Genomic DNA, 23,829 nt, shown 5'->3' with positions numbered 1-23,829 from the left:
ACGCTTCTGATCAGTCCCGCAGCCTGCGGCAGAGCGCATCGAGCTGCTCGAGCGTCTTGTAGCCAATCCGCATTTCGCCCCCGCCATTCGCGCGATGGGCGATGAAGACGGATAGCCCGAGCGCCTCTTCCAGCGCCTTTTCGACCGCCCGCGTGTCCGGATCCTTCTCGACCTTCGGCTTGGCGGCAGTACCCCTGCTTCCGCCCCGGGCTTCGTCCTGAACGATGCGCTCGATGTCGCGGACGCTGAGGCCCTCATCGACGATCTTGCGCGCCATCAGTTCCGGATCCGAAACCGACAACAGGGCGCGCGCATGCCCGGCGGAGACTGCACCCTCGCTGACCATCTGCCGCACCGGCTCCGGCAATTTCGACAGCCGCAGCGTGTTGGCGACATGGCTCCGGCTCTTGCCTATCACCCGCGCCAGGTCATTCTGCGTATAGCTGAATTCGGCGATGAGCCGCTCATAGCCTGCGGCTTCTTCGATAGCATTGAGATCAGTGCGCTGGACGTTCTCGACAATCGCAATTTCAAGCGCCTCGCGATCATCGGCCTCGACCAGGATCACCGGCACCTCATGCAGGCCGGCACGCTGTGCCGCCCGCCAGCGCCGTTCACCGGCGATGATCTCATAGGCATCGAGCATGCCGACGATCGGGCGCACGATGATCGGCTGAAGAATGCCTCGCTCCCGCACCGAGGCAGTCAGCTCCTCCAGATCGTCTTCGATGAAGGTGCGGCGCGGATTGCGCGCGCTCGGCCGCAGGAACTCGACCGGCACACGCCGCTGCCCGCGCGCCCGATCGAGGGCGCCGATCTCCTCGCCGACATCGCCTATCAGGGCCGCGAGGCCCCGGCCCAAGCGCGAACGCCCCTGTTCTTCCGCCATTGCCACCCTCCTCGACTCTCTACGGTCCTGCTCAAGCAGCGGCGCGCAGTGCGCGCTCGCGCCGAATGACCTCGGAGGCCAGTTTCAGATAAGCCTGCGACCCTGCGCAGCGCAGGTCATAGAGCAGTGCCGGCTTGCCATAGGAGGGCGCCTCCGACACCCGAACATTGCGCGGAATCACGGTGTCGTAGACCTTGTCACCCAGAAACTCGCGCACATCGGCCATGACCTGGCCCGAGAGGTTGTTGCGCGGGTCGTACATCGTGAGAACCACACCCTGGATGATGAGCCGGGGATTGAGCCCGGCGCGCACCTGCTCAACCGTTTTCAGCAGCTGGCTGAGACCTTCCAGCGCGAAGAACTCGCACTGCAGCGGCACCAGGACCGCATCCGCCGCCGTCATCGCATTGATGGTGATCAGGCTCAGCGAAGGCGGGCAATCGATCAGCACATAGGTCAGATCGGCGCAGCGCTGATCGTAGACCAGTTCATCGATCGCCTTCTTCAGACGGTGGGCTCTGTCTTTCGAGGCGGCGATCTCAAGTTCGACACCGAGCAAGTCCAACGTCGAGGGAGCAAGAAACAAACCGGGAACAGACGTCTCCTGCAAGGCCTGGCCGAGACCGACATCGCCGCAGAGTACATCATAAGTCGAGGAGCGACGGCTCCTGCGATCAACGCCAAGCCCTGTGGACGCGTTACCTTGCGGATCGAGATCGACGATCAGAACTTTCTCGCCGATCGCGGCCAGCGCCGTCCCAAGGTTGATCGCAGTGGTGGTCTTGCCCACCCCGCCCTTTTGATTTGCGAGCGCCAGCACGCGCGGGCGGCGCGGCGTAGCCACAGACTTGAGATCGCTCATTAATCGGCCCGCTTCTCGGCCGCGCGAACCATCAGGATCCGGGCGGCGCCATCCGTAACGGAGGAAACCGTTGAGGCCTGAATCTTCCAATATCTGGACGAGTCCGTCAATTCGCTATCTAGATGTTGCCCCTTGGGAAAAAGCCCAAGCGAGCCGGTTCTCAACAGCTCTTTGCACCAGTCGAGGAGCTGCGGCAGCGGGGCGAGCGCACGCGCGGTCACCACATCGACGCGGCCGGCGAAATCATCCACCACATCCTCGATCCGGGCCATGTGAACTGTCACGGGAGCACCGGTCATGCGGGCAGCATGACGCAGGAAGGCGCATTTGCGGGCGTTGCTCTCGACCAGATGGATGTGACCGCCGGACTGCTCCGCGAGACAAATACCGAGGACCAGGCCAGGGAACCCGCCGCCGGAGCCGAGATCGAGCCAGTTCTTCGCAGTGGGGGCGAGCCCGTAGAGCTGCAAGGAATCGGCAATATGACGGGTCCAGACATCGGATAATGTCGCCGACGAGACCAGATTCTTGGCAGTCTGCCAGCGCGCCAACTCGCTGACGAGGAGCGAGAGCCGCTCCTCTGTTTCACGTGAAACAGGCGTCAAGCGCAAAGCGCGGGCGCGGTCGGAATTATCAACAGCCACGGATCAGGCCACCGGCTCGCTGTGCTGCGCACGCCGGCCGCGCCGCGCATGCGCCGCAAGCAAGGTCAGCGCGGCAGGTGTCATCCCCTCGATCCTTCCCGCCTGCGCCAGATCAGCCGGGCGCTCGCTCACCAGCTTGGCCTTGAGTTCGTTCGACAGCCCCGAGATCGTTTCGATATCGAGATCCTCCGGCACCTTAAGCGCCTGGTCGCGCCGATAAGCGTCGATCTCAGCCGACTGCCTGTCGAGATACACCGCATAGACGGCGTCCGCCGTGACCCGGGCGGTGACTGCCGGCGAGTAGGCAGCGAGCCCAGACCAAATTTCCGCAAGGCGCTCGAACCCGACATCGGGATAAGACAGGATCTGGTAGGCGCTACGACGCAGGCCGTCACGATTGAGCTGCAGCCCCACGACTCCGGCCTGTTGCGGCGTCAGCCACAAATCCTGCAGCTTAGACCGCAGTTCCTGAATCGCGGCCTGCCGCTTCGTGAAGGCTCCGAAACGTTCCGTGCCGACGACGCCAAGCTGCGATCCCAGCGCCGTCAGCCGCTCATCGGCGTTGTCGACCCGCAAGGAAAGCCTGAACTCGGCGCGGGACGTGAACATCCGATACGGCTCCGTAACGCCGCGTGTGACCAGATCGTCAACCAGCACGCCGATATAGGAGGACATCCGCTCCAACACGATCGGCTCGGCTCCGCTGGCACGGCGCGCGGCATTGAGGCCAGCGAACAGCCCTTGGGCGCCCGCCTCCTCATAACCGGTCGTTCCGTTGATCTGGCCGGCGAGGAAGAGCCCGGAGATGGCGCGGGTTTCCAGCGTGTTCCGCAGGGAGCGCGGATCGACGAAATCATATTCGATCGCGTAACCGGGGCGCAGCATCGTCGCGCGTTCCAACCCTGGGATCGTCGCCAGGACGCCGCGTTGCACGTCTTCGGGCAAGGAGGTCGAAATGCCGTTCGGGTAAACCGTCGGTTCGTCGAGCCCCTCGGGTTCAAGGAAGATCTGATGGCCATCGCGATCGCCGAAGCGGCCGACCTTGTCCTCGATCGAGGGACAGTACCTAGGGCCGCGCCCCTCGATCTGGCCCGAGAACATCGGAGCCCGGTGGAGATTGGCGCGGATCAAGTCATGCGTCGCCAAGGTGGTACGCGTGATTCCGCAGGAGATCTGCGGCGTGGTGATTGCAGCCGTCAGCGCCGAGAACGGTTCCGGCGGATCGTCGCCGGCCTGCATCTCCAGCGCCGCCCAATCGATGGTCCGGCCATCCAGTCTCGGCGGCGTGCCGGTCTTGAGTCGTCCAAGCGGGAAGTGGTGCCGTTCGAGCGTCGCGGAAAGACCGAGCGAAGGCGCCTCGTCGACGCGGCCGGCCGGAATTTTCGCCTCGCCGATATGGATCAATCCGCGCAGGAAAGTTCCGGTCGTCAGCACGACTGTTCCGGTACCGAATCGACGACCATCCGCCATCACAACGGCCGCGACTCGGTTCTCGCGGACGTCCAGGTCGAATACCTCGCCGGCGATGATGTCGAGATTGGGCTGCTCAGCGAGCAAGTCCTGCACGGCCTGCCGGTAAAGCTTACGGTCTGCCTGGGCGCGGGGGCCGCGCACCGCTGGGCCTTTGCGCCGGTTCAGCATCCGGAACTGGATGCCGGCATGATCGGCGGCACGGGCCATGATGCCGTCGAGCGCATCGATCTCGCGGACGAGATGGCCCTTCCCCAGCCCGCCGATCGCCGGGTTGCAGGACATCACGCCGATCGTATCGACCCGATGCGTCACCAGGGCGGTTCGCGCGCCACTCCGCGCCGCGGCAGCCGCAGCTTCGGTGCCGGCATGGCCGCCACCGACGACAACGACGTCGTAACGCATCTCGACAGATTCACGGGACATTGCTGATCGCTAGCGAAGCCGCCCGCAAGAATCAACGATTATCGATTTCGGCAGCATTCCCAACACTCAAGGCGACCTTGAGACTATCACTTACCGATGCAGAACCCGGCGAAGAGCTGATCCAGCACGTCTTCCACATCGATGCGCCCTAACAGCCGCTCGAGCGCAAGCACGGCAATCCGGATGTCTTCCGCGACGAGCTCGGCCTGGCCGTGCTCGGTTCCCGTTGCTCGCTCCAGCGCAGCAATCGCGTTGGTCACAGCCAGGCGATGCCGTTCGCGTGTCAGCAGAGCTGGTTCCGGCCGGGCCACGGCAGATAGCCGCTCGACGATCGTCGACAGGAGGCGATCCAACCCCTCTCCGGTTTTGACAGAGATCGGCAGCTCGTGGGGTAGGAGCGTCCCCGCCAAGTCCGCCTTGGTGGCGATTGGAAGGGATTCGGTTTGATCATGGATTCGATCCGGGTCCGAATCGGTGGCCCGCAGGCTCAGGACGAGATCGGCACGCGCGACGAGACTCCGCGCTCTTCGCACGCCTTCCGCCTCTATCGGGTCCGTGCTGTCACGCAACCCAGCTGTATCGACGAGCACGACAGGCAGGCCGACAAGATCGAGCCGGACCTCAATGGCATCACGTGTCGTTCCAGCGACCGGCGAGACGATCGCCACATCGCGCCGTGCCAGAGCGTTCAGCAGGCTCGACTTGCCCGCATTGGGTGGTCCGGCGAGGACGACGACAAAGCCGTCGCGTACGCGCTCGCCCATATCGAAGCTGCCAAGGGCGGAACGGAGATCCGCGGTCACCTCCGCTGCAGCAGCCAGGGCCTGCTCCATCAGCGGGCCTCCAACGTCAGCCTCGTCGGAGAAGTCGATCTCGGCGGCCAGGAGTGCCATCGCCTCGACCAACTGCAGGCGCCAGCGCGCCGCCGAATCTCCGAGCGCGCCCTCCATCTGCCGCAGCGCCTGGCGGCGCTGCCATTCCGTTTCCGAATCGATCAGGTCGGCAAGACCCTCCACCGCCGCAAGGTCGAGCTTGCCGGCCTCGAAGGCACGGCGCGTGAATTCCCCGGCTTCTGCGAGCCGGACGCCGGGCAGGGCACAGAGGACGGCTAGCAGCCGAGCCAGCACCGCTCGCGCGCCATGGACTTGAAACTCCGCGACATCCTCGCCGGTGAAGCTCGCAGGACCAGGAAAGTAAAGAACGAGGGCGCTGTCGATGGGCTCGCCGTGCTCATCCCGGAGCCGGCGTAGCAAGGCCTGGCGCGGCGGCGGTACCATGCCGGCAATTGTTTCGAGAACGAATCGGACGCGAGCGCCGGAGATTCTGACGACCGCGACGCCGGCGCGTCCGGCAGCCGACGACAGCGCGACGATGGTCGGATGAGGGTCAGACCCGGTCATACCCGCGCTCGCATTCGGGAGGGTAGGCGGATCGCCATTGGCGATCCGCGTGAAAGATCAGGGCGTTCGGGCCGGGTAAGGGCTCCTCTCGCCCGGCACTACCGGGCCTGACTCGGCGTCAGATCTTCTCGTGTTTGGAAGGGAAGCAGGCACAGCCTGCAATCCGTCTCGGGAGCGAATCGGTCTGGGCCGGGCGACGGCGTGGGCCACACCCGGCAACCGACGGTAACTCAGGTGTTCATCGAATCGAAGAAGTCGGCGTTCTGTTTCGTCTGGCGCAGTTTGTCCATCAGGAACTCGATCGCGTCCTGCGGCCCCATGGGGTTGAGGATGCGGCGCAGCACATAGGTCTTGGCCAGGACGTCCTTCGGCGTGATCAGCTCTTCCTTGCGCGTGCCCGACTTCAGGATGTCGATCGCCGGGAAGATACGCTTGTCCGAGACCTTGCGGTCGAGCACGATCTCGGAGTTGCCGGTGCCCTTGAACTCTTCGAAGATGACCTCGTCCATCCGGCTGCCGGTATCAATCAACGCGGTGGCGACGATGGTCAGCGAACCGCCTTCCTCGATGTTGCGGGCCGCGCCGAAGAAGCGCTTCGGACGCTGCAGGGCGTTCGCGTCGACACCGCCGGTCAGGACTTTGCCTGAGGACGGCACCACCGTGTTGTACGCGCGGCCGAGGCGGGTGATCGAATCCAGCAGGATGACGACGTCGCGCCCATGCTCGACCAGGCGCTTGGCCTTCTCGATCACCATTTCCGCGACCTGGACGTGGCGCGTCGCCGGCTCGTCGAAGGTCGAGGACACGACCTCGCCCTTCACCGAGCGCTGCATGTCGGTGACTTCTTCCGGCCGCTCGTCGATCAGCAGGACGATCAGATAGCATTCGGGATGGTTGGTGGTGATCGACTGCGCGATGTTCTGGAGCAGCACCGTCTTGCCGGTTCGCGGCGGCGCCACGATCAGCGCGCGCTGGCCCTTGCCGATCGGCGCGACAATGTCGATGACCCGCGCCGAGAAGTCCTTCTTGACGGGCTCCGCGACTTCCATCCGCAGGCGCTCGTCGGGATAGAGCGGCGTCAGGTTGTCGAAGTTGATCTTATGTTTGATCCGCTCCGGATCCTCGAAATTGATCGTGTTGACCTTGAGCAGGGCGAAGTAGCGCTCGCCGTCCTTCGGGCCGCGGATCGGTCCCTCGACGGTGTCGCCCGTGCGCAGGCCGAACTTCCGGATCTGCGTCGGCGAGACATAGATGTCGTCCGGACCGGGCAGATAGTTCGAATCCGGCGAGCGCAGGAAGCCGAAACCGTCGGGCAGCACCTCGACCACGCCTTCGCCGAGGATCTCGGTCTCCTTGGCGGCGAGCTGCTTCAGGATCGCGAACATCAGCTCCTGCTTGCGCATTGTGCTGGCATTCTCGACCTCGAGCCCTTCGGAGAAGGCGAGCAGCTCGGTCGGCGATTTGACCTTGAGGTCTTGGAGTTTGATTTCCCGCATGGGGCACCCGGATCATGAATGTCCCGGCTCAGGGGCCTGGGACCAGGACGGTAGATGAGATGATCGACAGGTCCGGACGGGAGGCGCTGGGGTTGCGCACCATGAGCAGCTGCTAGGGCAGTCGGCTCACGAACCATCGACAACAGGGAGAACGCTGGAGAAGCGCAAATCCCTGATAACCGGAATCATCGTCCTGCTCAAGCGGGAAACAGAAGATCGTCAGAACGGCTTGACGATCACCAGAATGACGATCCCGACCATCAGCACCGCCGGGACTTCGTTGAGGATCCGGTAGAAGCGCGCCGATTTGGTGTTGCGGTCATTGGCGAAGTCGCGGACGCGGCCGACGAGATAGCCATGGATGCCGGACAGGATGAAGGCGAGCATCAGTTTGGCGTGGAGCCAGCCGCCCTTGAAGCCGAAGGCCTCCCACGCGAGGTACAGGCCGAGCACCCAGGCGACGGTCATGGCGGGATTGATGATGCCCTTCAGGAGCCGCCGCTCCATGATCTTGAAGGTTTCCGACTGGATCGAGCCGACCGGCGATTCGGCGTGATAGACCATCAGCCGCGGCAGATAGAGCATGCCGGCCATCCAGGAGATCACCGCCAGGACATGGAAGGCCTTGAGCCACTCATACATTGCAATCGCGCTCCATCTGCCGTGAGGACACCTCAGGCCCGCACGGCGGCGAGCAGCCGCTCGACATGGCTGATCGGGGTATCCGGCAGAATGCCATGGCCCAGGTTGAACACGAACGGACCTGCGCCAAATGCCGCATGCACTGCGGCAACCTCGCGCTCGAGCTCCGGACCGCCGGCGCGGAGCACCAGCGGATCGAGATTCCCCTGGACGGCAACGAGGGATTGGATCTCGTCTCGCGCGAATGTCCGGTCGATATCCGACTCCAGTCCCACGGCATCGACGCCGGTCGCCTTGACGTAGCGCGGGATCAGCCGGCCGGCGCCGCGCGGAAAGCCGATGATCCGCGCATCGGGATGCCTCTGACGCACGCCCTCGACGATCCGGCGCGTCGGGGCGATGCACCAGCGATCGAAATCCTCCGGCCCCAGCGACCCCGCCCAGCTGTCGAAAATCTGGACCGCATCGACGCCCGCTGTGAGCTGGGCATCGAGATAACCGACAGACGCAACCACGATCCGATCGATGATCTCCTGGAACAGCGCGGGATCCTTCCCGAAAAGATCTTTCGCGGGGCCCTGGTCCGGCGTTCCGCGGCCTGCGACCATATAGGTCGCGACCGTCCAGGGAGCACCGCAAAAGCCGATGAAGGCGGTCTCCCGGGGCAGGGCGGCCTTGACCCGGCGAACTGTCTCGATCACCGGCGCAAGGACATCGGCATCGGCCTGCCCATCGATTTCGCCGAGCCTTTGTGCATTGGCAACCGGCTCGAGCCGCGGCCCTTCTCCCTCAACAAACCAGAGCTTCTGCCCGAGGGCTTGGGGCACGACGAGGATGTCCGAGAACAGGATGGCGGCATCGAAACCGAAGCGGCGGATCGGCTGAAGCGTAACCTCGGCGGCAAGCTCGGGATTGTAGCAGAGCGAGAGGAAGCTTCCCGCCTTGGCCCGCAGCTCGCGATACTCGGGCAGATATCGCCCGGCCTGGCGCATCATCCAGATCGGCGGTGTCGCCAGGCGTTCGCCGGAGAGTGCACGCAGAAAGGCAGATCGGTCCTGTGTCGCGGTGCTCATCGGTCATCCAATCCCGATCTCTCTTAAAGATAATCTCTTAGAGAGAATCTTCTTCTTTTACTCTTGGAGCTGGGCAGATAGCCCGACGCAGCCTTGTCCACAACGGGTCCACAGGTCGCAATGGGCCCGGCCACACCAGCCGGGGTCAGGCGCCGGCTGTTAAGGTGTTATTAAGACGTGTTAATCGGCGGTAACCTTTGAGGCGGCTGGAATGATTCACGTGAAACACTCCCGATCGTACCCACAGGTGCGCGCCTGTTGATGAAGCGCCGAGGTTATACAAGGACGGCGGCCATACGGACCGGAGTGCCGCTTTGTCCACAGCGCTCCCCAGCCTAATTCGGCGCCCCAAAGCGGCCGATCCATCGCCTCATTCCTTAACGCGGCGAATTTGCTTTGCGGGCGTGCCGGGCTAGAGGTGGCTGACGCCGCATAGACCAGAGAGCAGCCGTGGCCCGCAATTATTTCCATCTCCACCTCGTGTCGGACGCCACCGGCGAAACGCTGATCGCCGTCAGCCGTGCTGCCGCCGCCCAGTACGAAAGCGTCTCGGCGATCGAGCATGTCTATCCGCTGGTCCGCTCGGAGGCGCAGCTCGCCCGCGTCCTGGCCGAAATCGAGGCTTCGCCGGGTGTCGTGCTCTACACCCTGGTCGAGCCGGAATGGTCGGAGCGCCTGGAGAAATTCTGTGCCGAGCTCGGCTGTCCCTGCCTGTCGGTTCTCAACCCGGTGCTCTCGCTGTTCCAGTCTTATCTCGGCCAGGCCTCGGCCCCCAGGCCCGGTGCACAGCATGTCCTCAATGCCGAGTACTTCCGCCGCATCGATGCGATGAACTACACGCTTCTGCATGATGACGGTCAGCTCGGCGGAGACCTCGAAAACGCCGACATCATCCTCGTCGGCATCAGCCGCACCTCGAAGACGCCGACCTCGATCTATCTCGCGAACCGCGGCATCAAGACCGCCAACATTCCGCTGGTGCCGAACGTGCCGCTGCCGCCCGAACTCGAGCATGTCCGCAAGCCTCTGATCGTGGGCCTCGTCGCCAGTGCCGACCGCATCGTGCAGATCCGCCAGAACCGGTTGCTCTCGCTCAAGGCAGACGACGAGACGCCTTATGTCGATCCGGCTGCGGTGGCCGACGAGGTCGTCCAGTCCCGCCGCCTTTGCGCGCGCCGGGGCTGGCCGGTCATCGACGTCACGCGCCGCTCGATCGAAGAGACGGCAGCCTCGATCCTCGATCTGCTGCGCGACCACCGCATGAAGTTCATCGCAACATGAATCAAGGACCCACTCTCTGGCTTGCTGCAGAACCGCTCCTGCTTGCTTCCGGCAGCGCGGCGCGGCGCGACATGCTGATCGCGGCGGGCATCCCGGTCGAGGTGGTCAAGCCCGCGATCGACGAACGCGCGGTCGAGGCACCGCTCGTCGCCGAGGGCTCTCCGCCCGATGCGGTCGCTGCGGCGCTTGCCTGCGCGAAGGCGCTCGCCGTCTCTCAGGCTCATCCGCATCGTCTCGTTCTCGGCGCCGACCAGACGCTCGCCTGTCACGGCGCCGCCTTCCACAAGCCAGAGAATCTTGCTGCGGCTGCCGATCAGATTGCGGCGCTCGCCGGCCGGACCCATGAACTGCACAGTGCCTTCGTGCTGGCGCGGGACGGGGCGCCTGTCTTCGAGGACGCTGCCGTCGCGCGCCTGACGATGCGCAGCCTCTCGCCCGGATTCATCCTGCGCTACCTCGAACAGGTCGGCACAGCGGCGCTGTCGAGCGTCGGCGGCTACCAGATCGAAGATGCCGGTGCCCAGCTCTTCGAGAGCATCGAAGGCGATCATTTCACCATCATGGGCCTGCCGCTCCTTGCCGTGCTCGCGGCGCTTCGCGATCAAGGCGTGCTCGCCCGCTGAACCTGACGGACTACCCATGTCTCCTCGCTGCTTCATCCTCGGCCATCCCGTCGCCCATTCGCGCTCGCCGCTGATCCATGGCACCTGGCTGGCCGAGCACGGATTGGCCGGTTCCTATGAACGCGTCGATGTGGCCCCCGTCGATCTGCCCGCCTTCATTGCCCGGCTGCGCGCCGGGGAGTTCACCGGCGGCAACGTCACCGTACCGCATAAGGAAGCGATGCTGCCGCTTATCGACGAGGTCAGCGACGCGGCGCAGGCGATCGGAGCGGTCAACACGCTCTGGCGCGAGGGCGATCGCATTCTTGGCGACAACACGGACGTCGCCGGCTTTCTCGCCCATCTCGATGCCACCGCTCCCGGCTGGGACAAGCGGGTCGGTACGGCGCTCGTGCTCGGAGCCGGGGGAGCGGCGCGCGGCATCGCGACAGGATTGAAGGCGCGCGGCCTGTCCAGGATCATCCTCGTCAACCGGAGCCGCGCCCGCGCTGATGCGCTGGTTGCAGCGCTCGGTGGTGCCCCGCTCGCCGCTGCCGACTGGTCGCAACGCGACGCGCTCGTGGCGGAGGCGGATCTGATCGTCAACACCACGGCGCTCGGCATGAATGGCCAACCGCCGCTGGATCTGGATCTCTCGCATCTTCATCCCGGCACCATCGTCGACGACATCGTCTATGTGCCGCTGAAAACGCCATTGCTGCTGGAGGCCGAGCGCCGCGGCGGCATCGTCGTCGATGGGCTGGGGATGCTGCTGCACCAGGCCGTTCCAGGTTTCGCGCGCTGGTTCGGCATCACGCCTCTCGTTACGCCGACGCTGCGCGCCCGGCTGGAAGCCGATATCCTCGGCCATTGATTCGGCCAGATTGATTCGGCTAAGGCGCGCAATCGACAGAAGGACGGCACTCCCCACGCGATGACCTTCATTCTCGGACTGACGGGCTCGATCGGCATGGGCAAGTCAACCACTTCCGATCTGTTCCGGGAGCGCGGCGTCCCGGTCCACGATGCCGACGCCGCCGTGCATGGTCTCTATCGTGGACGCGCCGCCGCACCGATCGAAGCCGCGTTCCCCGGCGTGGTTCGGGATGGCGCAGTCGATCGGCAGAGGCTGTCTACGGCCGTGCTCGGCAGGCCCGAGGCCCTGGGCCGGCTCGAGACGATCATCCACCCGTTCGTGCGCGAGGAGGAGGAAGCCTTCCTGCGCCGCTGCCGTGCGTCAGGCGCCGGGCTCGCCGTTCTCGACATACCGCTTCTGCTCGAGACCAGCGGTGAAGCGCGTTGCGATGCGGTGCTCGTCGTCAGTGCCCCAGCGGAGGTGCAGCGCCAGCGCGTCCTGGCCCGCCCGGCGATGACCGAGGAGAAGCTCGCCGCGATCCTCGCCCGGCAGGTGCCGGACCCGGAGAAGCGCCGCCGGGCTCATTTCATTGTGGACACCTCACGGGGCGTGCTGGCCGCGCGCCGGCAGGTCGGCTCTATCCTGATCGCACTCGCCGGCCGGCCCGGCCGGGGCGGGCAGAACCGGGCGGCGAACCATGCGTGAGATCGTTCTCGATACCGAAACCACGGGCGTCGAGGCCAACAACGGCGACCGCATCGTCGAGATCGGCTGCGTCGAACTGGTCAATCATTGCCCGACCGGCCAGACTTTCCACGTCTACATCAATCCCGAGCGTTCGATGCCGGGCGAGGCCTTCAACGTCCACGGCCTCTCGGAAGCGTTCCTGTCGGACAAGCCGGTCTTCGCCGCGGTCGCGCAGGGATTTGCGGAGTTCATCGCCGGCGCGAAGCTGGTGATCCATAACGCCGCCTTCGACGTCGGCTTCATCAACATGGAGTTCAAGCGCCTCGGCCTGCCGCCGATCGCGCAGCCCCTGGTGGTCGACACCCTGTCGATGGCGCGCCGTAAGCATCCCGGCGCCTCGAACAGCCTTGACGCGCTCTGCTCGCGCTATGGCATCGACAACAGCCGCCGCACCAAGCACGGAGCATTGCTCGATTCTGAAATCCTGGCGGAGGTCTATATCGAGCTGCTCGGCGGCAAGCAGGCCTCGCTCGGCCTGGGTGCGGCGGAGACCGGCCGGGGGGGCCTCGCCGGCATCGTCGTCGAGCGGCCGCAACGGGTGCGGCCGCTGGCGCCGCGTCTCGATGACGCGGCGCTCATGGCCCATGAGGCCTTCATCCGCACGCTCGGCAAGAACCAGCTCTGGCGCGGCTATCTCGGCATCGCCGACGAGGGCTGAAGCGAAACCGCTCAGCTGCCTCGCTTCCTCCGGTCCGCCCGACGGGACATCATGTTCAGCCCCTCGACCAAGGCCGAGAAAGCCATCGCGGCGTAGATGTAGCCCTTCGGGATATGCGCGCCGAAGCCCTCGCCGATCAGCGTGCCGCCGATCATCAGCAGGAAGCCCAGCGCCAGCATCACGATCGTCGGGTTCTGCTCGATGAAATGCGCCAGCGGGTCGGCGGCGAGCAGCATCACCAGCACTGCGAAGACCACGGCGATGACCATGACCGGAATATGCTCCGTCATGCCGACGGCTGTGATGATCGAGTCGATCGAGAACACCAGGTCGAGGATCAGGATCTGGAAGATCACGCCGCCGAAGGTAACGACTGCGGCCTTACCGCCATCGAAGACATCGGGCCCGTGATTCGCGTCGACCTTGTGCCGGATCTCCGCCGTCGCCTTCCAGACGAGGAAGAGGCCGCCTGCGATCAGGATCAGGTCGCGCCAGGAGAAGGCTTTGCCGAAGACGGAGACAATCGGCGCGGTGAGCTGCACGATGATGGCGACCGTGCCCAGCAGGGCGAGCCGCAGGATGAGCGCGAGCCCGATGCCGATCCGGCGCCCGCGCGAGCGCTGGTGCTCCGGCAGCTTGTTGGTCAGGATCGAGATGAAGATCAGGTTGTCGATGCCGAGAACCACCTCCATGGCGATCAAGGCGCCGAGAGCAGCCCAGACTGCGGGGTCGGCGGCAAGCGTCATAAGGTAGTCCATCAGTGCTCCTGGATCATGAAAACGGCGGGCGGCCATGAGCCGTCCGCCTGTCAGTGGGAGCGAGATGGAGAGCACCGGCTGTTCTCGCAAGAGCAACGGCAAGCGAAAAGATGGGGTGGATTGCAAGAAAAAGGGCCCCGAAGGGCCCTTTGTATCGATTGGATGAAACCTAGCGCCTCTCAGGCGTTGCCCTGCTGGCCCTGGAGTTCCTGCACGCGTTGCTGGAACAGAGCCGCGAAGTCGATCGGCGGAACGTAGAAGGGCGGGAAGCCGCCATTTTGCACCGCCTCGGCGATGATCTGCCGCGCGAAGGGGAAGAGCAGGCGGGCGCAGTCGATCACCAACACAGGGTGGATATGCTCCTGCGGCACGTTCAGCAGCCGGAATACGCCGCCATAGCTCAGGTCGAAGGCGAACAGCGTCTCGCCGTTGATCTCGGCCTTGCCCTCGAGCTGGAGGACCGTCTCGAAATCGTTCTCGCCGAGCGCGTTGCTCGAGACATTGACCTGCAGCGACATCTGCGGGCCTTCCTGGGCCGCCTGCTGGCCGAGCGCGCGCGGCGCCTTCGGATTCTCGAAGGAGAAGTCCTTGGTGTACTGGATCAGGGCGCTCATGCTCGGCGCAGCATCGCCGGCACCGTTGCCGTTGGGAAGTTCGTTGGCCATCGGTCCCATCGCTTCTGGCAGGCTGTCTCGGGAAATCCCGCGCCGTTCAGGGCGTCAGGGACTGCGCTCCGCTCTCCGGTTCAACGCGGGCGTCGGCTATCATGGACGACAGCGCCGCACAAGAAGCTGCCTTCACAAGCAGGGGGGTGGATGTTACGAGCCTAACTCACCATATGACGCGTAACGGCGCCCCAACGGGAGCGCCGGTTTCTCACCACGACTGGAGCCTCGGGTCAGCTTTCGATGCAAAATTCCTTCGACATGACGACTCTGGTCTTCCTGGCTCTGGCCGTTTTCGTCGCCTGGAAGCTGCGCTCCGTCCTCGGCCAGAAGACCGGCAGCGAGCAACCGCCGACCGATCCCTTCTCGCGCCGCGAGACGCCGCCGGTGCGGCCCGACCAGCCCGGCGCGGCCGACCCCAAGCGCGACAACGTCATCCGCCTGCCCGGCGCTGCGAATGATCCCGCCGCAGGCCCGCCGCAGCCCGCCGATCGCTGGTCCGACATCGCCCCGCCGGATTCGCCGATCATCGCCGGCATCGACGGAATCGTCCGGCAGGAGCCGGACTTCGATCCGCGCGGCTTCCTCGGCGGCGCCAAGGATGCCTACGAGGCCATTGTCACGGCCTTCGCCCGCGGCGACCGCAAGACGCTGAAGGGCCTCCTCGCCAAGGAGGTCTATGAGGGTTTCGAACAGGCCATTACCGATCGCGAGAAGCGCGGCGAGAAGGCCGAGTCCAATTTCGTCTCGATCGACAAGGCCGAGATCACCGCTGTCGACGTCAAGGGCAAGACCGCGCAGGTCACCATTGCCTTCGTCTCGCAACTCATCAGCGTGACCCGCGACGCGCAGGGCGCGGTCGTCGACGGCAGCGCCGAGGCGGTTTCGGAGGTCAACGACATCTGGACCTTCTCGCGCCAGCTCGGCAGCCGCGACCCCAACTGGCTCCTGGTCGCCACCGAATCCGCAGCGTGATCCGTGGCGCCGGTGTCGCGCTGGTGCTGCTTGCAGCGCCTTGGGCGGCGGTGAGCGCCATGGCCGCAGCATCCCCACCTCTGCCGCCCGGCGCCAGCGCCGAGGTCCTTGAGCCGGCGCAGGTCCCGGGCTGGGCCGCCGACGACCACCGGGCGGCCTTCGACATCTTCGCCAGCGGCTGCCAGACCGAGCCTCCCTTGCGCACCTCCGTTGCCGTGCCTGCCGCGCTCGGCGCCGTCTGCGAGCAGGCGAAACGCGCTGTGGCCGCAGGCCCCGTCGATCGCGAAACGGCGCGAGCCTTCTTCGAGCAGCATTTCAGCTTCTGGCGAATCCGGCAGGCTGGTTCTGGCACCGGCTTCATGACCGGCTATTTCGAGCCCGAATTCGAAGGTTCCCTGACCCGCTCGGAGGCTTACCCGACACCGCTTTACGGTCGCCCGCCCGAACTGGTGACGCGCATGCCGGATGATGTCTGGCCCGGCCTCGATCCCGCGCTTTCGGCCGCGCGACGCTCGGCAGACGGGCTGGAACCCTTTCCCGACCGTACGGCGATCGAGACCGGCGCGCTGGACGGGCGCGGCCTCGAGATCCTTTGGATGCGCGATCCGGTCGACCGCTTCGTCCTGCAGGTTCAGGGCTCCGGCCGCATCCGCCTGCCGGATGGCTCGGTGACGCGGCTGGTCTATGCTGGCCGCAGCGGCCATGCCTATACCTCGCTCGGCCGCGTGCTGAGCGAGCGCGAGAGCATCCCGCCGGCGCAGATGACGATGGACCGCCTGATCGCGCGACTGAAGGCCGATGCCGATTTCGCCCGGGACCTGATCCGGCTGAACCGCTCCTTCGTCTTCTTCGCCCGCCGTGACGACCTCCCGGCCGAATCCGGGCCGATCGGCGGGGCCGGCCTGCCGCTGACGCCGCTGCGCAGCATCGCCATCGACCGTACGATCTGGCCCTACGGCCTGCCGGTCTGGATCGATGCCACGCTGCCGGCCGGCGATGGTGGCATGGAGCGGCTCGCCCGGCTGATGATCGCGCAGGACACCGGTTCCGCCATTCTCGGCCCGGCACGGCTCGATCTCTTCGTAGGCTCGGGCGCCAAGGCGGGCCACCGTGCCGGCCTCGTCCGGCATCCGGTCGAATTCACCGTGCTCTGGCCGCGCCAACCCGGTCCTTGACGATGAAGGCACGTCGCGGAAAGACGTTGTCTCAGGTCGACCTCGCGCTCTGGCGACAGGTCGCGTGCTCGGTCACGCCCTTGCCCGGCCGCCTGCCGATCGAGCCCGAGCCGGCGCCTATCCCCGTGGCCCGGCCGGCGGTGCAGGCGACGACGCAGGCTTTTCTCGTCGCTGCGGGCGCCAAGCAATCACCGCCGTCTCCGCCACCGCTGGCTCCGCTCGAGAATCGCCTGCGCACGCAGCTCAGGCGCGGGCAGCTGGGCGTCGAGGCCGTCATCGACCTTCACGGCATGCGCCAGGACGAGGCGCATCTGGCGCTGAATGCCTTTCTGCGGCGCGAGCAGGGTCGGGGTACGCGGATCGCGCTCGTCGTGACCGGCAAGGGTGGCGCCGGTACGCCCCTGTTCGGCGAGGAGCGCGGCGTGCTGCGCCGGGTCGTGCCTCATTGGCTGCGGCTGCCCGATCTTCGGCCGCTGGTGGTCGGCTTCGAGGAGGCGCAATTGCGCCATGGCGGATCGGGCGCGCTCTATGTCCGCCTGCGCCGCACGCGGGAACCGGGACGGTGACGCCTTTCGGCCAGCGCGTCCGCGATCATCGTGCGCGGCGCGGCATCACGCTGGCCGAGATGGCCGCGGTGCTCGGCGTGACGCCGGCCTATCTCTCGGCACTCGAGCACGGGAAGCGCGGCCGCCCGACCTTCACTTTGATCCAGGGCGTCATCCATGTCCTCGGCGTGATCTGGGACGAGGCCGATGAGCTGGTGCGGCTGGCCGATCTCTCCCATCCGCGCGTGACCGTCGACACGGCCGGCCTCGACCCGGAAGCGACCCTGCTCGCCAACCGGCTCGCGCGCGAGATCGGCGAGCTGGAGGTACAGGATCTGCATCGTCTCGCCGCCGTGCTGGATGCGGCCGCGGCCCGGCGCAGCGGCCCCGCTTGACCCCGGCGGCCGCGGGTGCGACACGCCGCGCCAACCATTTCGTCTGTTTTCCGCCATTTCCATCCGCACAGCATCGGGCTTCCTCATGACCAGCACGCGCACCGACGTCCTCGCCCTCGGCAACGCCATCGTCGACGTGATCGCCGCCGCCGAGGAGGATTTCCTGGCGAAGCACGGCCTGACCAAGGGCGCGATGGCGCTGATCGACGAGGCGCGGGCGGAATCGCTCTATGCTTCGATGGGGCCCGGCAAGGTGATTTCGGGCGGCTCTGCGGCCAATACCATCGCCGGCCTCGCCTCCTTCGGCGGCAAGGGCGCCTTCATCGGCAAGGTCAAGGCCGATGAACTCGGCCGCCTCTACCGGCACGACCTGACGTCGCTGGGCGTTGCCTTCGATTCTGCTGCGGCTGCCGACGGCCCGGCGACGGCCCGCTCCTTCATCATCGTCACGCCGGATGGCGAGCGCACGATGAACACCTATCTCGGCGCCTGCCAGGGTCTGACCGTCGCCGATGTCGACGCGAAGGCGATCGAGAACGCCGACATCGTCTATCTCGAAGGCTACCTCTGGGATCCGCCGGCGGCGAAGGACGCCTTCCGCAAGGCCTCCGAGATCGCCCACAAGGCCGGCGGCAAGGTCGCGATAACCCTGTCCGATTCCTTCTGCGTCGACCGCTATCGCGACGAATTCGTCGGCCTGATCCGCAACCGCATGGTCGATATCGTCTTCGCCAACGAGCATGAGCTCAAGAGCCTCTACGAGACCGGCGATTTCGACACGGCCTTGTCTTGGCTGCGCTCGGAGAACATCCTCGCGGTCGTAACGCGCTCCGAGAAGGGCGCTCTCGCCGTTACCCCGGATGGCATCGTCGAGGAGCCGATCTTCCCGGTCGAGCGCGTGGTCGATGCGACCGGTGCCGGCGACCTCTTCGCCGCCGGCTTCCTCTTCGGCCTGACCTCGGGCCGCGAGGTTCGCGATTCGCTGCGGCTCGGTGCGCTCGCCGCAGCCGAGATCATCAGCCATGTCGGCGCCCGTCCGGATGTCAGCCTGAAAACGCTGGCCGGTAACGAAGGGCTGCTCTGAGCGTGCATCTCTTTCCATAAAGGCACGGGGAATCCTCTCCCGTAGGGAGAGGGTAGGGTGAGGGGTCGGCCATCTGACGCCGAAGCCGTGAACTCACCGCTGCCCCGCTGTCAGGCAAAGCTCTACTGGTCGAACGGCCGACACCCCACCCCTACCCCTCTCCTTACAGGAGAGGGGATCCCGCGCTTGCTCAGTACAGCGTCGCCTTGATTCGCTCCGGCAGCGCCTTGTCATAGGCCTCGCCATCGAAGGTCGCGACGGCCGCGTCACGCGACGTGATGTCCTTCAGGATCTGGCCGGCGCTCGGCAACTCGCCCCGCGCGACATGCCTGGTCGGGTTCCAGAGGTCGGCCCGCACCACGGCCCGCGAGCACTGGAAGTAGACGCTCTCCACCGTGACGACGATGACGCAGGCTGGCAGCTTTCCCGTCATCTCGAAGCGCCCGCACAACTCAGGGTCGCTGGAGAGGGTCGCGACTCCGTTGACGCGCAGCGTCTCCCCGTAACCGGGCACGATGAAGAGCATTCCGACGCGCGGGTCGGACAGGATATTCTTAAGTGAATCCAGTCGGTTATTGCCTCTTCGGTCCGGAATCAGCAGCGTTTTCGCGTCCTGGACCGTGACAAAGCCCGGCAAATCCCCGCGCGGCGAACAATCCAGGCCCTCCGGACCGTTGGTCGCGAGCACGAAAAACGGTGAGGCCGCGATCAGCGCCGCATAGTTCGCATCGAGATGATCGATCTCCTTGGCGATCGAAGCCGGCGCGATCGGGTTGGGGTAGAGCGCCGCGAGCTGGTCTAGCGAGGTGATGCGATGGTCGAACATGCCGGTCTCCATGGATCGGCATATGTCTAGACTATTGCGCAGCGAACCGCCACCGTCATTCTCGGGCGACGCGAAGCGACGACCCGAGAATCTCCCGACGCGAAGGTTCGAGAACCTCTTCTGGCAAGAGCCGTCGGGCCGGAGCCCGAGCACGACGTGCGATGCCGAAAACAAAACGCCCCGCATCCTTCGATGCGGGGCGTCCCGTTTCACGTGAATCCGACGAAGCCGGCTTGGCTTACTCGGCCTGCTGCTTCTCGCGGGACTTCTCAGCGTCGCGCTCGGCCTTCAGCTTCTCGGTGAGGTCTTCGCCGGTTTGCTGGTCGACGACCTTCATCGAGAGGCGGATCTTGCCGCGATCGTCCTGGCCGAGGAACTTGACCTTGACCTTGTCGCCTTCCTTGACGACGTCGGAGACCTTCTGGACGCGATTGGCGGCCAGCTCCGAAATATGAACAAGACCGTCCTTGGCGCCGAAGAAGTTCACGAAGGCGCCGAACTCCATGATCTTCACGACCGTGCCGTCATAGATCATGCCCGGCTCGGCTTCCGAGACGATCGACTTGATCCACTTGATCGCCGCTTCGATCGACTTGCCGTCGGCCGAGGCGATCTTGATGGTGCCGTCATCCTCGATGTTGACCTTCGCGCCGGTCTTCTCGACGATCTCGCGGATGACCTTGCCGCCGGAGCCGATGACTTCACGGATCTTGTCGACCGGGATCTTCATCGTCTCGATGCGCGGGGCATACTCGCCGAGCTGGCCACGCGACGCCGACAGCGCCTTGTTCATCTCGCCGAGGATGTGGTCGCGGCCGCCCTTGGCCTGGTCGAGGGCGACCTTCATGATCTCCTCGGTGATGCCGGCGATCTTGATGTCCATCTGCAGCGAGGTGATGCCCGCGGCGGTACCGGCGACCTTGAAGTCCATGTCGCCGAGATGGTCCTCGTCACCGAGGATGTCGGAGAGCACCGCGAAGCGCTCGCCTTCCAGGATCAGGCCCATGGCGATGCCCGCGACCGGCGCCTTGAGCGGCACGCCGGCATCCATCAGCGCCAGCGAGGTGCCGCAGACGGTGGCCATCGAGGAGGAGCCGTTCGACTCGGTGATCTCCGAGACGACGCGGATCGTGTAGGGGAACTCCGCCTTCGCCGGCAGCATCGGCCGGATGGCGCGCCAGGCGAGCTTGCCATGGCCGATCTCGCGACGCCCGGGCGAACCCATGCGGCCGGTCTCGCCGACGGAGTAGGGAGGGAAGTTATAGTGCAGCAGGAAGGTCTCCTTGTAGGTGCCTTCCAGCGAATCGATGAACTGCTCGTCGTCGCCGGTGCCGAGCGTGGTCACGACCAGCGCCTGCGTCTCGCCGCGGGTGAACAGCGCCGAGCCATGGGTGCGCGGCAGCATGCCGGCCTCGGCGACGATCTTGCGGACCGTCTTGAGGTCGCGGCCGTCGATGCGGGTGCCGTCGTCGAGGATGGTCCAGCGCACGACCTTGGCCTGGGCTTCCTTGAACTGGCCGCCGACCTGCTCCTTGGTGAAGGTGGTCTTGCCGTCCGGCTCGGCCGAGACGAGGGCCTGGACCTTCGCCTTGGCGGCGTCCAGCGCCTTGTAGCGCTCGGCCTTGGTGGTGATCTTGTAGGCGGCGCGCAGATCCGCATCGACCAGCTTCAGCACCGCATCGAGCACGACCGAATTGTCGGCCGGCACGTAGTCGCGCGGCTCCTTGGCGGCCTTCTCGGCGAGGCGGATGATGGCGTCGATCACCGGCTGGAAATGCTTGTGGCCGAACATCACGGCGCCGAGCATGACGTCTTCCGGCAGCTCCTTGGCTTCCGACTCGACCATCAGCACGGCGTCCTGGGTGCCGGCGACGACGAGGTCGAGGCCCGATTCCTTGATCTCGTCGACCAGCGGGTTGAGCTTGTAGGCACCGTCGAAATAACCGACGCGGGCAGCGCCGACCGGGCCCATGAAGGGCACGCCGGACAGCGTGAGCGCAGCGGAAGCTGCGACCATTGCGACGATGTCGGGATCGTTCTCGAGGTCATGCTGCAGCACGGTTACGACGACCTGCGTGTCGTTCTTGTAGCCTTCGGCGAAGAGCGGGCGGATCGGCCGGTCGATCAGGCGCGAGACCAGCGTCTCCTTCTCGCTCGGGCGGCCTTCACGCTTGAAGTAGCCGCCGGGGATGCGGCCGGCCGCGAAGGTCTTTTCCTGGTAGTTGACGGTCAGCGGGAAGAAGTCGAAGCCGGGCTTCGGCTCCTTGGCCGAGACGATGGTCGCGAGCACGACGGTCTCGCCATAGGTGGCGAGCACGGCGCCGTCGGCCTGGCGGGCGATCTTGCCGGTTTCGAGCACGAGCTTGCGCCCGCCCCAGATCAGTTCTTCGGTCTGTACATCGAACATGGATTTTCTTTCGGATCGGATGCGACCCGGCCGGTGTCCCAGGCCCATGGGCAAGACGGCGAAGCGTTCGGGTTCCGGACGAGGGTCGCGCCCGAGCGCTTGGCAATCCTGCCATGGACGCAGAGAACGTCCCGGCGGGTCATGCGGCAGGCCGCCCATGCGGTTGCCGCGTGGTAGCGGGGCCGATGCCGCACCATTGCGGCATCCCCCTTATCGAAGCGCCCGGAGCGATGTCGCACCGGGCGTTCAGCGTCAGGCGTCGATCAGCGGCGGATGCCGAGCTTCTCGATCAGCGTCCGGTAGCGCGGCTCGCTCTTGCTCTTCAGGTAGTCGAGCAGCGAACGGCGCTGCGAGACCATCTTGAGAAGGCCGCGACGCGAATGGTTGTCCTTGGTGTGCGACTTGAAGTGGCCGGTCAGGTTGTTGATGCGCTCCGTCAGGATCGCGACCTGGACTTCCGGCGAGCCGGTGTCGTTCGGCTTGGTGGCATGCTCTTTCATGAGCGCGGTCTTGCGCTCGGCAGTGATCGACATCGGATGATCCTCGTATTGGGGTTGATCTGGCGGGCCCAGCCGGGATGTCGTCCAGCAGGGTCCGAAGCCCGCGAGCGCCTCATCGTGGAGGGGTCGCGCAGCCGGTTTCGACGCCGGATGGCGGGGGTATACACGAAATCGCGGGAAAGGCCAGTGGATCCGCGGGTTCTGTCGCAGGCCCCGCCCCCGCGGCCGACGGGTTAGGCGTTCCGGGTTTCGACATGATCGGGGCCTGAACCGCCAAGCGGTTCAGGCCCCGAAGACAATTCATTCCGGAACGACGGCCGCGCTCAGAACTCTTCCCATCCGGCATCGTTGGCGCGGCCGTTGGCGACCTTGCGGGCGGGTTGGCGCGGTGCGGCTGCGGGCGCCGGGACAGGGGCCGCCGGCGGCCTGGGAGCCTGTGCCTTGGGAGCCTGTGCTTTGGTCTGCGCGAAGGCGGCCTCGGCGAGCTTGCGCAGGCGGTCCGGCTCGGAGTTCGCCGCGCCCTGCTCCTGTCCGGTCCTGAATGCCGCGACGAGGTCGTTGAGCTGGCCGATGCGGGAGGAGAGCGAGGCGGCCGACGCCGCGCTCTGTGTTCGCCGCGCCCTGCTCCTGTCCGGTCCTGAATGCCGCGACGAGGTCGTTGAGCTGGCCGATGCGGGAGGAGAGCGAGGCGGCCGACGCCGCGCTCTGTTCGGACAGCGCCGCGTTCTGCTGGGTCATCTCGTCGAGATGCGCCACCGCCTGGCTCATCTCGTCGATGCCGTTGGCCTGTTCGCCGGCCGCCGCCGAGATGTCGGCGATGGTCGCCGCGACCTTGCGCGAATGCGACAGGATCTGGTCGAGCTGCTCGCCGGCCTGGCGCACCAGCTTGACGCCCTCNCGCGTTCTGCTGAGTCATCTCGTCGAGATGCGCCACCGCCTGGCTCATCTCGTCGATGCCGTGGGCCTGTTCGCCGGCCGCCGCCGAGATGTCGGCGATGGTCGCCGCGACCTTGCGCGAATGCGACAGGATCTGGTCGAGCTGCTCGCCGGCCTGGCGCACCAGCTTGACGCCCTCGCCGACCTCCATGTTCGAGGACGAGATCAGGCCGGAGATGTCCTTGGCGGCGGCGCTGGAGCGCTGCGCCAGGGTGCGCACCTCGGAGGCCACGACCGCAAAGCCCTTGCCGGCATCGCCAGCGCGGGCCGCCTCGACGGCCGCGTTCAGCGCCAGCAGATTGGTCTGGAAGGCGATGTCGTCGATCACCCGGATGATGTCGGAGATTTTTGTCGAGGCGCTCTCGATGCGCGCCATCGCCTCGACCGCCTGGCCGGCGATCTGCCCGCCCGACTGGGCCGCYTGCATCGCATCGTCGGCGATGGCGGCGGCCTCCTTCGAGGCCTGGGCCGAGGCCTTGACCGAGGCCGCGAGCTCCTCGGTGGTGGCGGCGGTCTC

At 65.9% G+C, this 23,829-nt stretch carries 24 protein-coding genes; 10 read left to right on the top strand and 14 right to left on the bottom strand.

Annotated elements, in window-relative coordinates:
* Positions 1-10: 10 nt before the first annotated feature.
* From ASE63_RS16920 to hemE, 8 genes are all read right to left on the bottom strand, one after another.
* A complete protein-coding gene (locus ASE63_RS16920) occupies positions 11-889 on the bottom strand; it encodes a ParB/RepB/Spo0J family partition protein (protein WP_056803694.1) in 879 nt (292 codons plus the stop codon).
* Positions 890-920: 31 nt separating this feature from the next.
* Positions 921-1,751 (bottom strand): ParA family protein, encoded by an 831-nt coding sequence (locus ASE63_RS16915; protein WP_056803691.1) that lies wholly within the window; start codon positions 1,749-1,751, stop codon positions 921-923.
* A complete protein-coding gene (rsmG, locus tag ASE63_RS16910) occupies positions 1,751-2,395 on the bottom strand; it encodes a 16S rRNA (guanine(527)-N(7))-methyltransferase RsmG (RefSeq protein ID WP_056803688.1) in 645 nt (214 codons plus the stop codon). The genes ASE63_RS16915 and rsmG overlap by 1 nt, the downstream gene beginning before the upstream one ends.
* A 3-nt stretch (positions 2,396-2,398) precedes the next feature.
* Positions 2,399-4,291, bottom strand: coding sequence for a tRNA uridine-5-carboxymethylaminomethyl(34) synthesis enzyme MnmG (gene mnmG, locus ASE63_RS16905; protein WP_056803686.1), 1,893 nt, complete (start codon positions 4,289-4,291; stop codon positions 2,399-2,401).
* An 86-nt stretch (positions 4,292-4,377) separates the two neighbouring features.
* Positions 4,378-5,691, bottom strand: a complete 1,314-nt coding sequence (mnmE, locus tag ASE63_RS16900) for a tRNA uridine-5-carboxymethylaminomethyl(34) synthesis GTPase MnmE (RefSeq protein ID WP_056803683.1) — start codon at positions 5,689-5,691, stop codon at positions 4,378-4,380.
* A 230-nt stretch (positions 5,692-5,921) separates the two neighbouring features.
* Positions 5,922-7,187, bottom strand: a complete 1,266-nt coding sequence (rho, locus tag ASE63_RS16895) for a transcription termination factor Rho (protein WP_056803680.1) — start codon at positions 7,185-7,187, stop codon at positions 5,922-5,924.
* A 219-nt stretch (positions 7,188-7,406) separates the two neighbouring features.
* Entirely contained in the window at positions 7,407-7,829 is a 423-nt protein-coding gene (hemJ, locus tag ASE63_RS16890; protein ID WP_056803677.1) for a protoporphyrinogen oxidase HemJ, read from the bottom strand.
* A gap of 32 nt (positions 7,830-7,861) precedes the next feature.
* Positions 7,862-8,902, bottom strand: a complete 1,041-nt coding sequence (gene hemE / locus ASE63_RS16885) for a uroporphyrinogen decarboxylase (RefSeq protein WP_056803674.1) — start codon at positions 8,900-8,902, stop codon at positions 7,862-7,864.
* Between the two features lie 450 nt (positions 8,903-9,352).
* Here hemE and ASE63_RS16880 point away from each other — a divergent pair, with 450 nt between their 5' ends.
* From ASE63_RS16880 to dnaQ, 5 genes are read left to right on the top strand one after another with little or no spacing between them, the layout of a single operon-like run.
* On the top strand, positions 9,353-10,183 hold the full coding sequence (locus tag ASE63_RS16880) for a pyruvate, water dikinase regulatory protein (RefSeq protein ID WP_056803671.1): 831 nt from the start codon (positions 9,353-9,355) through the stop codon (positions 10,181-10,183).
* Positions 10,180-10,806: a Maf family protein gene (locus ASE63_RS16875; protein WP_056803668.1), complete on the top strand. Its 627-nt coding sequence runs from the start codon at positions 10,180-10,182 to the stop codon at positions 10,804-10,806. The genes ASE63_RS16880 and ASE63_RS16875 overlap by 4 nt, the downstream gene beginning before the upstream one ends.
* A 16-nt stretch (positions 10,807-10,822) precedes the next feature.
* Entirely contained in the window at positions 10,823-11,659 is an 837-nt protein-coding gene (locus ASE63_RS16870; protein ID WP_056803665.1) for a shikimate dehydrogenase, read from the top strand.
* Between the two features lie 60 nt (positions 11,660-11,719).
* Complete coding sequence (coaE, locus tag ASE63_RS16865) at positions 11,720-12,346, top strand: dephospho-CoA kinase (RefSeq protein WP_056803662.1); 627 nt, start codon at positions 11,720-11,722, stop codon at positions 12,344-12,346.
* Positions 12,339-13,046, top strand: a complete 708-nt coding sequence (gene dnaQ, locus ASE63_RS16860) for a DNA polymerase III subunit epsilon (RefSeq protein ID WP_056803658.1) — start codon at positions 12,339-12,341, stop codon at positions 13,044-13,046. The genes coaE and dnaQ overlap by 8 nt, the downstream gene beginning before the upstream one ends.
* Before the next feature lie 11 nt (positions 13,047-13,057).
* Here dnaQ and ASE63_RS16855 read toward each other — a convergent pair whose 3' ends face one another.
* Positions 13,058-13,804 (bottom strand): TerC family protein, encoded by a 747-nt coding sequence (locus ASE63_RS16855; protein WP_056803656.1) that lies wholly within the window; start codon positions 13,802-13,804, stop codon positions 13,058-13,060.
* A gap of 179 nt (positions 13,805-13,983) precedes the next feature.
* The gene (gene secB / locus ASE63_RS16850) at positions 13,984-14,469 is read right to left on the bottom strand and encodes a protein-export chaperone SecB (RefSeq protein ID WP_056803653.1); all 486 of its coding nucleotides are present in this window, start codon (positions 14,467-14,469) and stop codon (positions 13,984-13,986) included.
* Between the two features lie 243 nt (positions 14,470-14,712).
* On the opposite strand from secB, the gene ASE63_RS16845 reads away from it, so the two are divergent.
* From ASE63_RS16845 to ASE63_RS16825, 5 genes are all read left to right on the top strand, one after another.
* A complete protein-coding gene (locus ASE63_RS16845) occupies positions 14,713-15,444 on the top strand; it encodes a Tim44/TimA family putative adaptor protein (protein ID WP_056803651.1) in 732 nt (243 codons plus the stop codon).
* Positions 15,441-16,619 carry an MltA domain-containing protein gene (locus ASE63_RS16840; RefSeq protein ID WP_056803648.1) on the top strand — a complete coding sequence of 393 codons (1,179 nt, stop codon included), beginning with the start codon at positions 15,441-15,443 and terminating at the stop codon, positions 16,617-16,619. The genes ASE63_RS16845 and ASE63_RS16840 overlap by 4 nt, the downstream gene beginning before the upstream one ends.
* 2 nt (positions 16,620-16,621) lie before the next feature.
* Positions 16,622-17,185: a Smr/MutS family protein gene (locus ASE63_RS16835; protein WP_082610039.1), complete on the top strand. Its 564-nt coding sequence runs from the start codon at positions 16,622-16,624 to the stop codon at positions 17,183-17,185.
* Complete coding sequence (locus ASE63_RS16830; protein ID WP_056803641.1) at positions 17,182-17,559, top strand: helix-turn-helix domain-containing protein; 378 nt, start codon at positions 17,182-17,184, stop codon at positions 17,557-17,559. Before ASE63_RS16835 ends, ASE63_RS16830 begins: the two co-directional genes overlap by 4 nt.
* Positions 17,560-17,644: 85 nt before the next feature.
* Positions 17,645-18,643: an adenosine kinase gene (locus ASE63_RS16825; RefSeq protein WP_056803638.1), complete on the top strand. Its 999-nt coding sequence runs from the start codon at positions 17,645-17,647 to the stop codon at positions 18,641-18,643.
* Positions 18,644-18,833: 190 nt separating this feature from the next.
* On the opposite strand, the gene ASE63_RS16820 is transcribed toward ASE63_RS16825, so the two are convergent.
* From ASE63_RS16820 to ASE63_RS28080, 4 genes are all read right to left on the bottom strand, one after another.
* A complete protein-coding gene (locus ASE63_RS16820; protein ID WP_082610047.1) occupies positions 18,834-19,469 on the bottom strand; it encodes a pyridoxamine 5'-phosphate oxidase family protein in 636 nt (211 codons plus the stop codon).
* A 238-nt stretch (positions 19,470-19,707) separates the two neighbouring features.
* Complete coding sequence (pnp, locus tag ASE63_RS16815; protein WP_056803631.1) at positions 19,708-21,876, bottom strand: polyribonucleotide nucleotidyltransferase; 2,169 nt, start codon at positions 21,874-21,876, stop codon at positions 19,708-19,710.
* A 263-nt stretch (positions 21,877-22,139) separates the two neighbouring features.
* A complete protein-coding gene (gene rpsO, locus ASE63_RS16810; protein WP_056803628.1) occupies positions 22,140-22,409 on the bottom strand; it encodes a 30S ribosomal protein S15 in 270 nt (89 codons plus the stop codon).
* An 865-nt stretch (positions 22,410-23,274) separates the two neighbouring features.
* A partial coding sequence (locus ASE63_RS28080) for a methyl-accepting chemotaxis protein (protein ID WP_244491430.1) occupies positions 23,275-23,829 on the bottom strand: 555 nt, incomplete at both ends.

Origin of the sequence: Allobosea sp. Root381 (assembly GCF_001429395.1) — a bacterium.
Classification (GTDB): domain Bacteria; phylum Pseudomonadota; class Alphaproteobacteria; order Rhizobiales; family Beijerinckiaceae; genus Allobosea.
Note: the sequence above shows the minus strand (reverse complement) of the source record. Positions and strands in the feature narration are given on the sequence as shown.

What these genes read in the sequence shown, in the direction of transcription:
- ASE63_RS16920 (WP_056803694.1), bottom strand. Translation starts at nt 889, where the DNA reads ATGGCGGAAGAACAGGGGCGTTCGCGCTTGGGCCGGGGCCTCGCGGCC.
- ASE63_RS16915 (WP_056803691.1), bottom strand. Translation starts at nt 1,751, where the DNA reads ATGAGCGATCTCAAGTCTGTGGCTACGCCGCGCCGCCCGCGCGTGCTG.
- mnmG (WP_056803686.1), bottom strand. Translation starts at nt 4,291, where the DNA reads ATGTCCCGTGAATCTGTCGAGATGCGTTACGACGTCGTTGTCGTCGGT.
- mnmE (WP_056803683.1), bottom strand. Translation starts at nt 5,691, where the DNA reads ATGACCGGGTCTGACCCTCATCCGACCATCGTCGCGCTGTCGTCGGCT.
- rho (WP_056803680.1), bottom strand. Translation starts at nt 7,187, where the DNA reads ATGCGGGAAATCAAACTCCAAGACCTCAAGGTCAAATCGCCGACCGAG.
- hemJ (WP_056803677.1), bottom strand. Translation starts at nt 7,829, where the DNA reads ATGTATGAGTGGCTCAAGGCCTTCCATGTCCTGGCGGTGATCTCCTGG.
- hemE (WP_056803674.1), bottom strand. Translation starts at nt 8,902, where the DNA reads ATGAGCACCGCGACACAGGACCGATCTGCCTTTCTGCGTGCACTCTCC.
- ASE63_RS16875 (WP_056803668.1), top strand. Translation starts at nt 10,180, where the DNA reads ATGAATCAAGGACCCACTCTCTGGCTTGCTGCAGAACCGCTCCTGCTT.
- ASE63_RS16870 (WP_056803665.1), top strand. Translation starts at nt 10,823, where the DNA reads ATGTCTCCTCGCTGCTTCATCCTCGGCCATCCCGTCGCCCATTCGCGC.
- coaE (WP_056803662.1), top strand. Translation starts at nt 11,720, where the DNA reads ATGACCTTCATTCTCGGACTGACGGGCTCGATCGGCATGGGCAAGTCA.
- dnaQ (WP_056803658.1), top strand. Translation starts at nt 12,339, where the DNA reads ATGCGTGAGATCGTTCTCGATACCGAAACCACGGGCGTCGAGGCCAAC.
- ASE63_RS16855 (WP_056803656.1), bottom strand. Translation starts at nt 13,804, where the DNA reads ATGGACTACCTTATGACGCTTGCCGCCGACCCCGCAGTCTGGGCTGCT.
- secB (WP_056803653.1), bottom strand. Translation starts at nt 14,469, where the DNA reads ATGGCCAACGAACTTCCCAACGGCAACGGTGCCGGCGATGCTGCGCCG.
- ASE63_RS16845 (WP_056803651.1), top strand. Translation starts at nt 14,713, where the DNA reads ATGCAAAATTCCTTCGACATGACGACTCTGGTCTTCCTGGCTCTGGCC.
- ASE63_RS16835 (WP_082610039.1), top strand. Translation starts at nt 16,622, where the DNA reads ATGAAGGCACGTCGCGGAAAGACGTTGTCTCAGGTCGACCTCGCGCTC.
- ASE63_RS16825 (WP_056803638.1), top strand. Translation starts at nt 17,645, where the DNA reads ATGACCAGCACGCGCACCGACGTCCTCGCCCTCGGCAACGCCATCGTC.
- ASE63_RS16820 (WP_082610047.1), bottom strand. Translation starts at nt 19,469, where the DNA reads ATGTTCGACCATCGCATCACCTCGCTAGACCAGCTCGCGGCGCTCTAC.
- pnp (WP_056803631.1), bottom strand. Translation starts at nt 21,876, where the DNA reads ATGTTCGATGTACAGACCGAAGAACTGATCTGGGGCGGGCGCAAGCTC.
- rpsO (WP_056803628.1), bottom strand. Translation starts at nt 22,409, where the DNA reads ATGTCGATCACTGCCGAGCGCAAGACCGCGCTCATGAAAGAGCATGCC.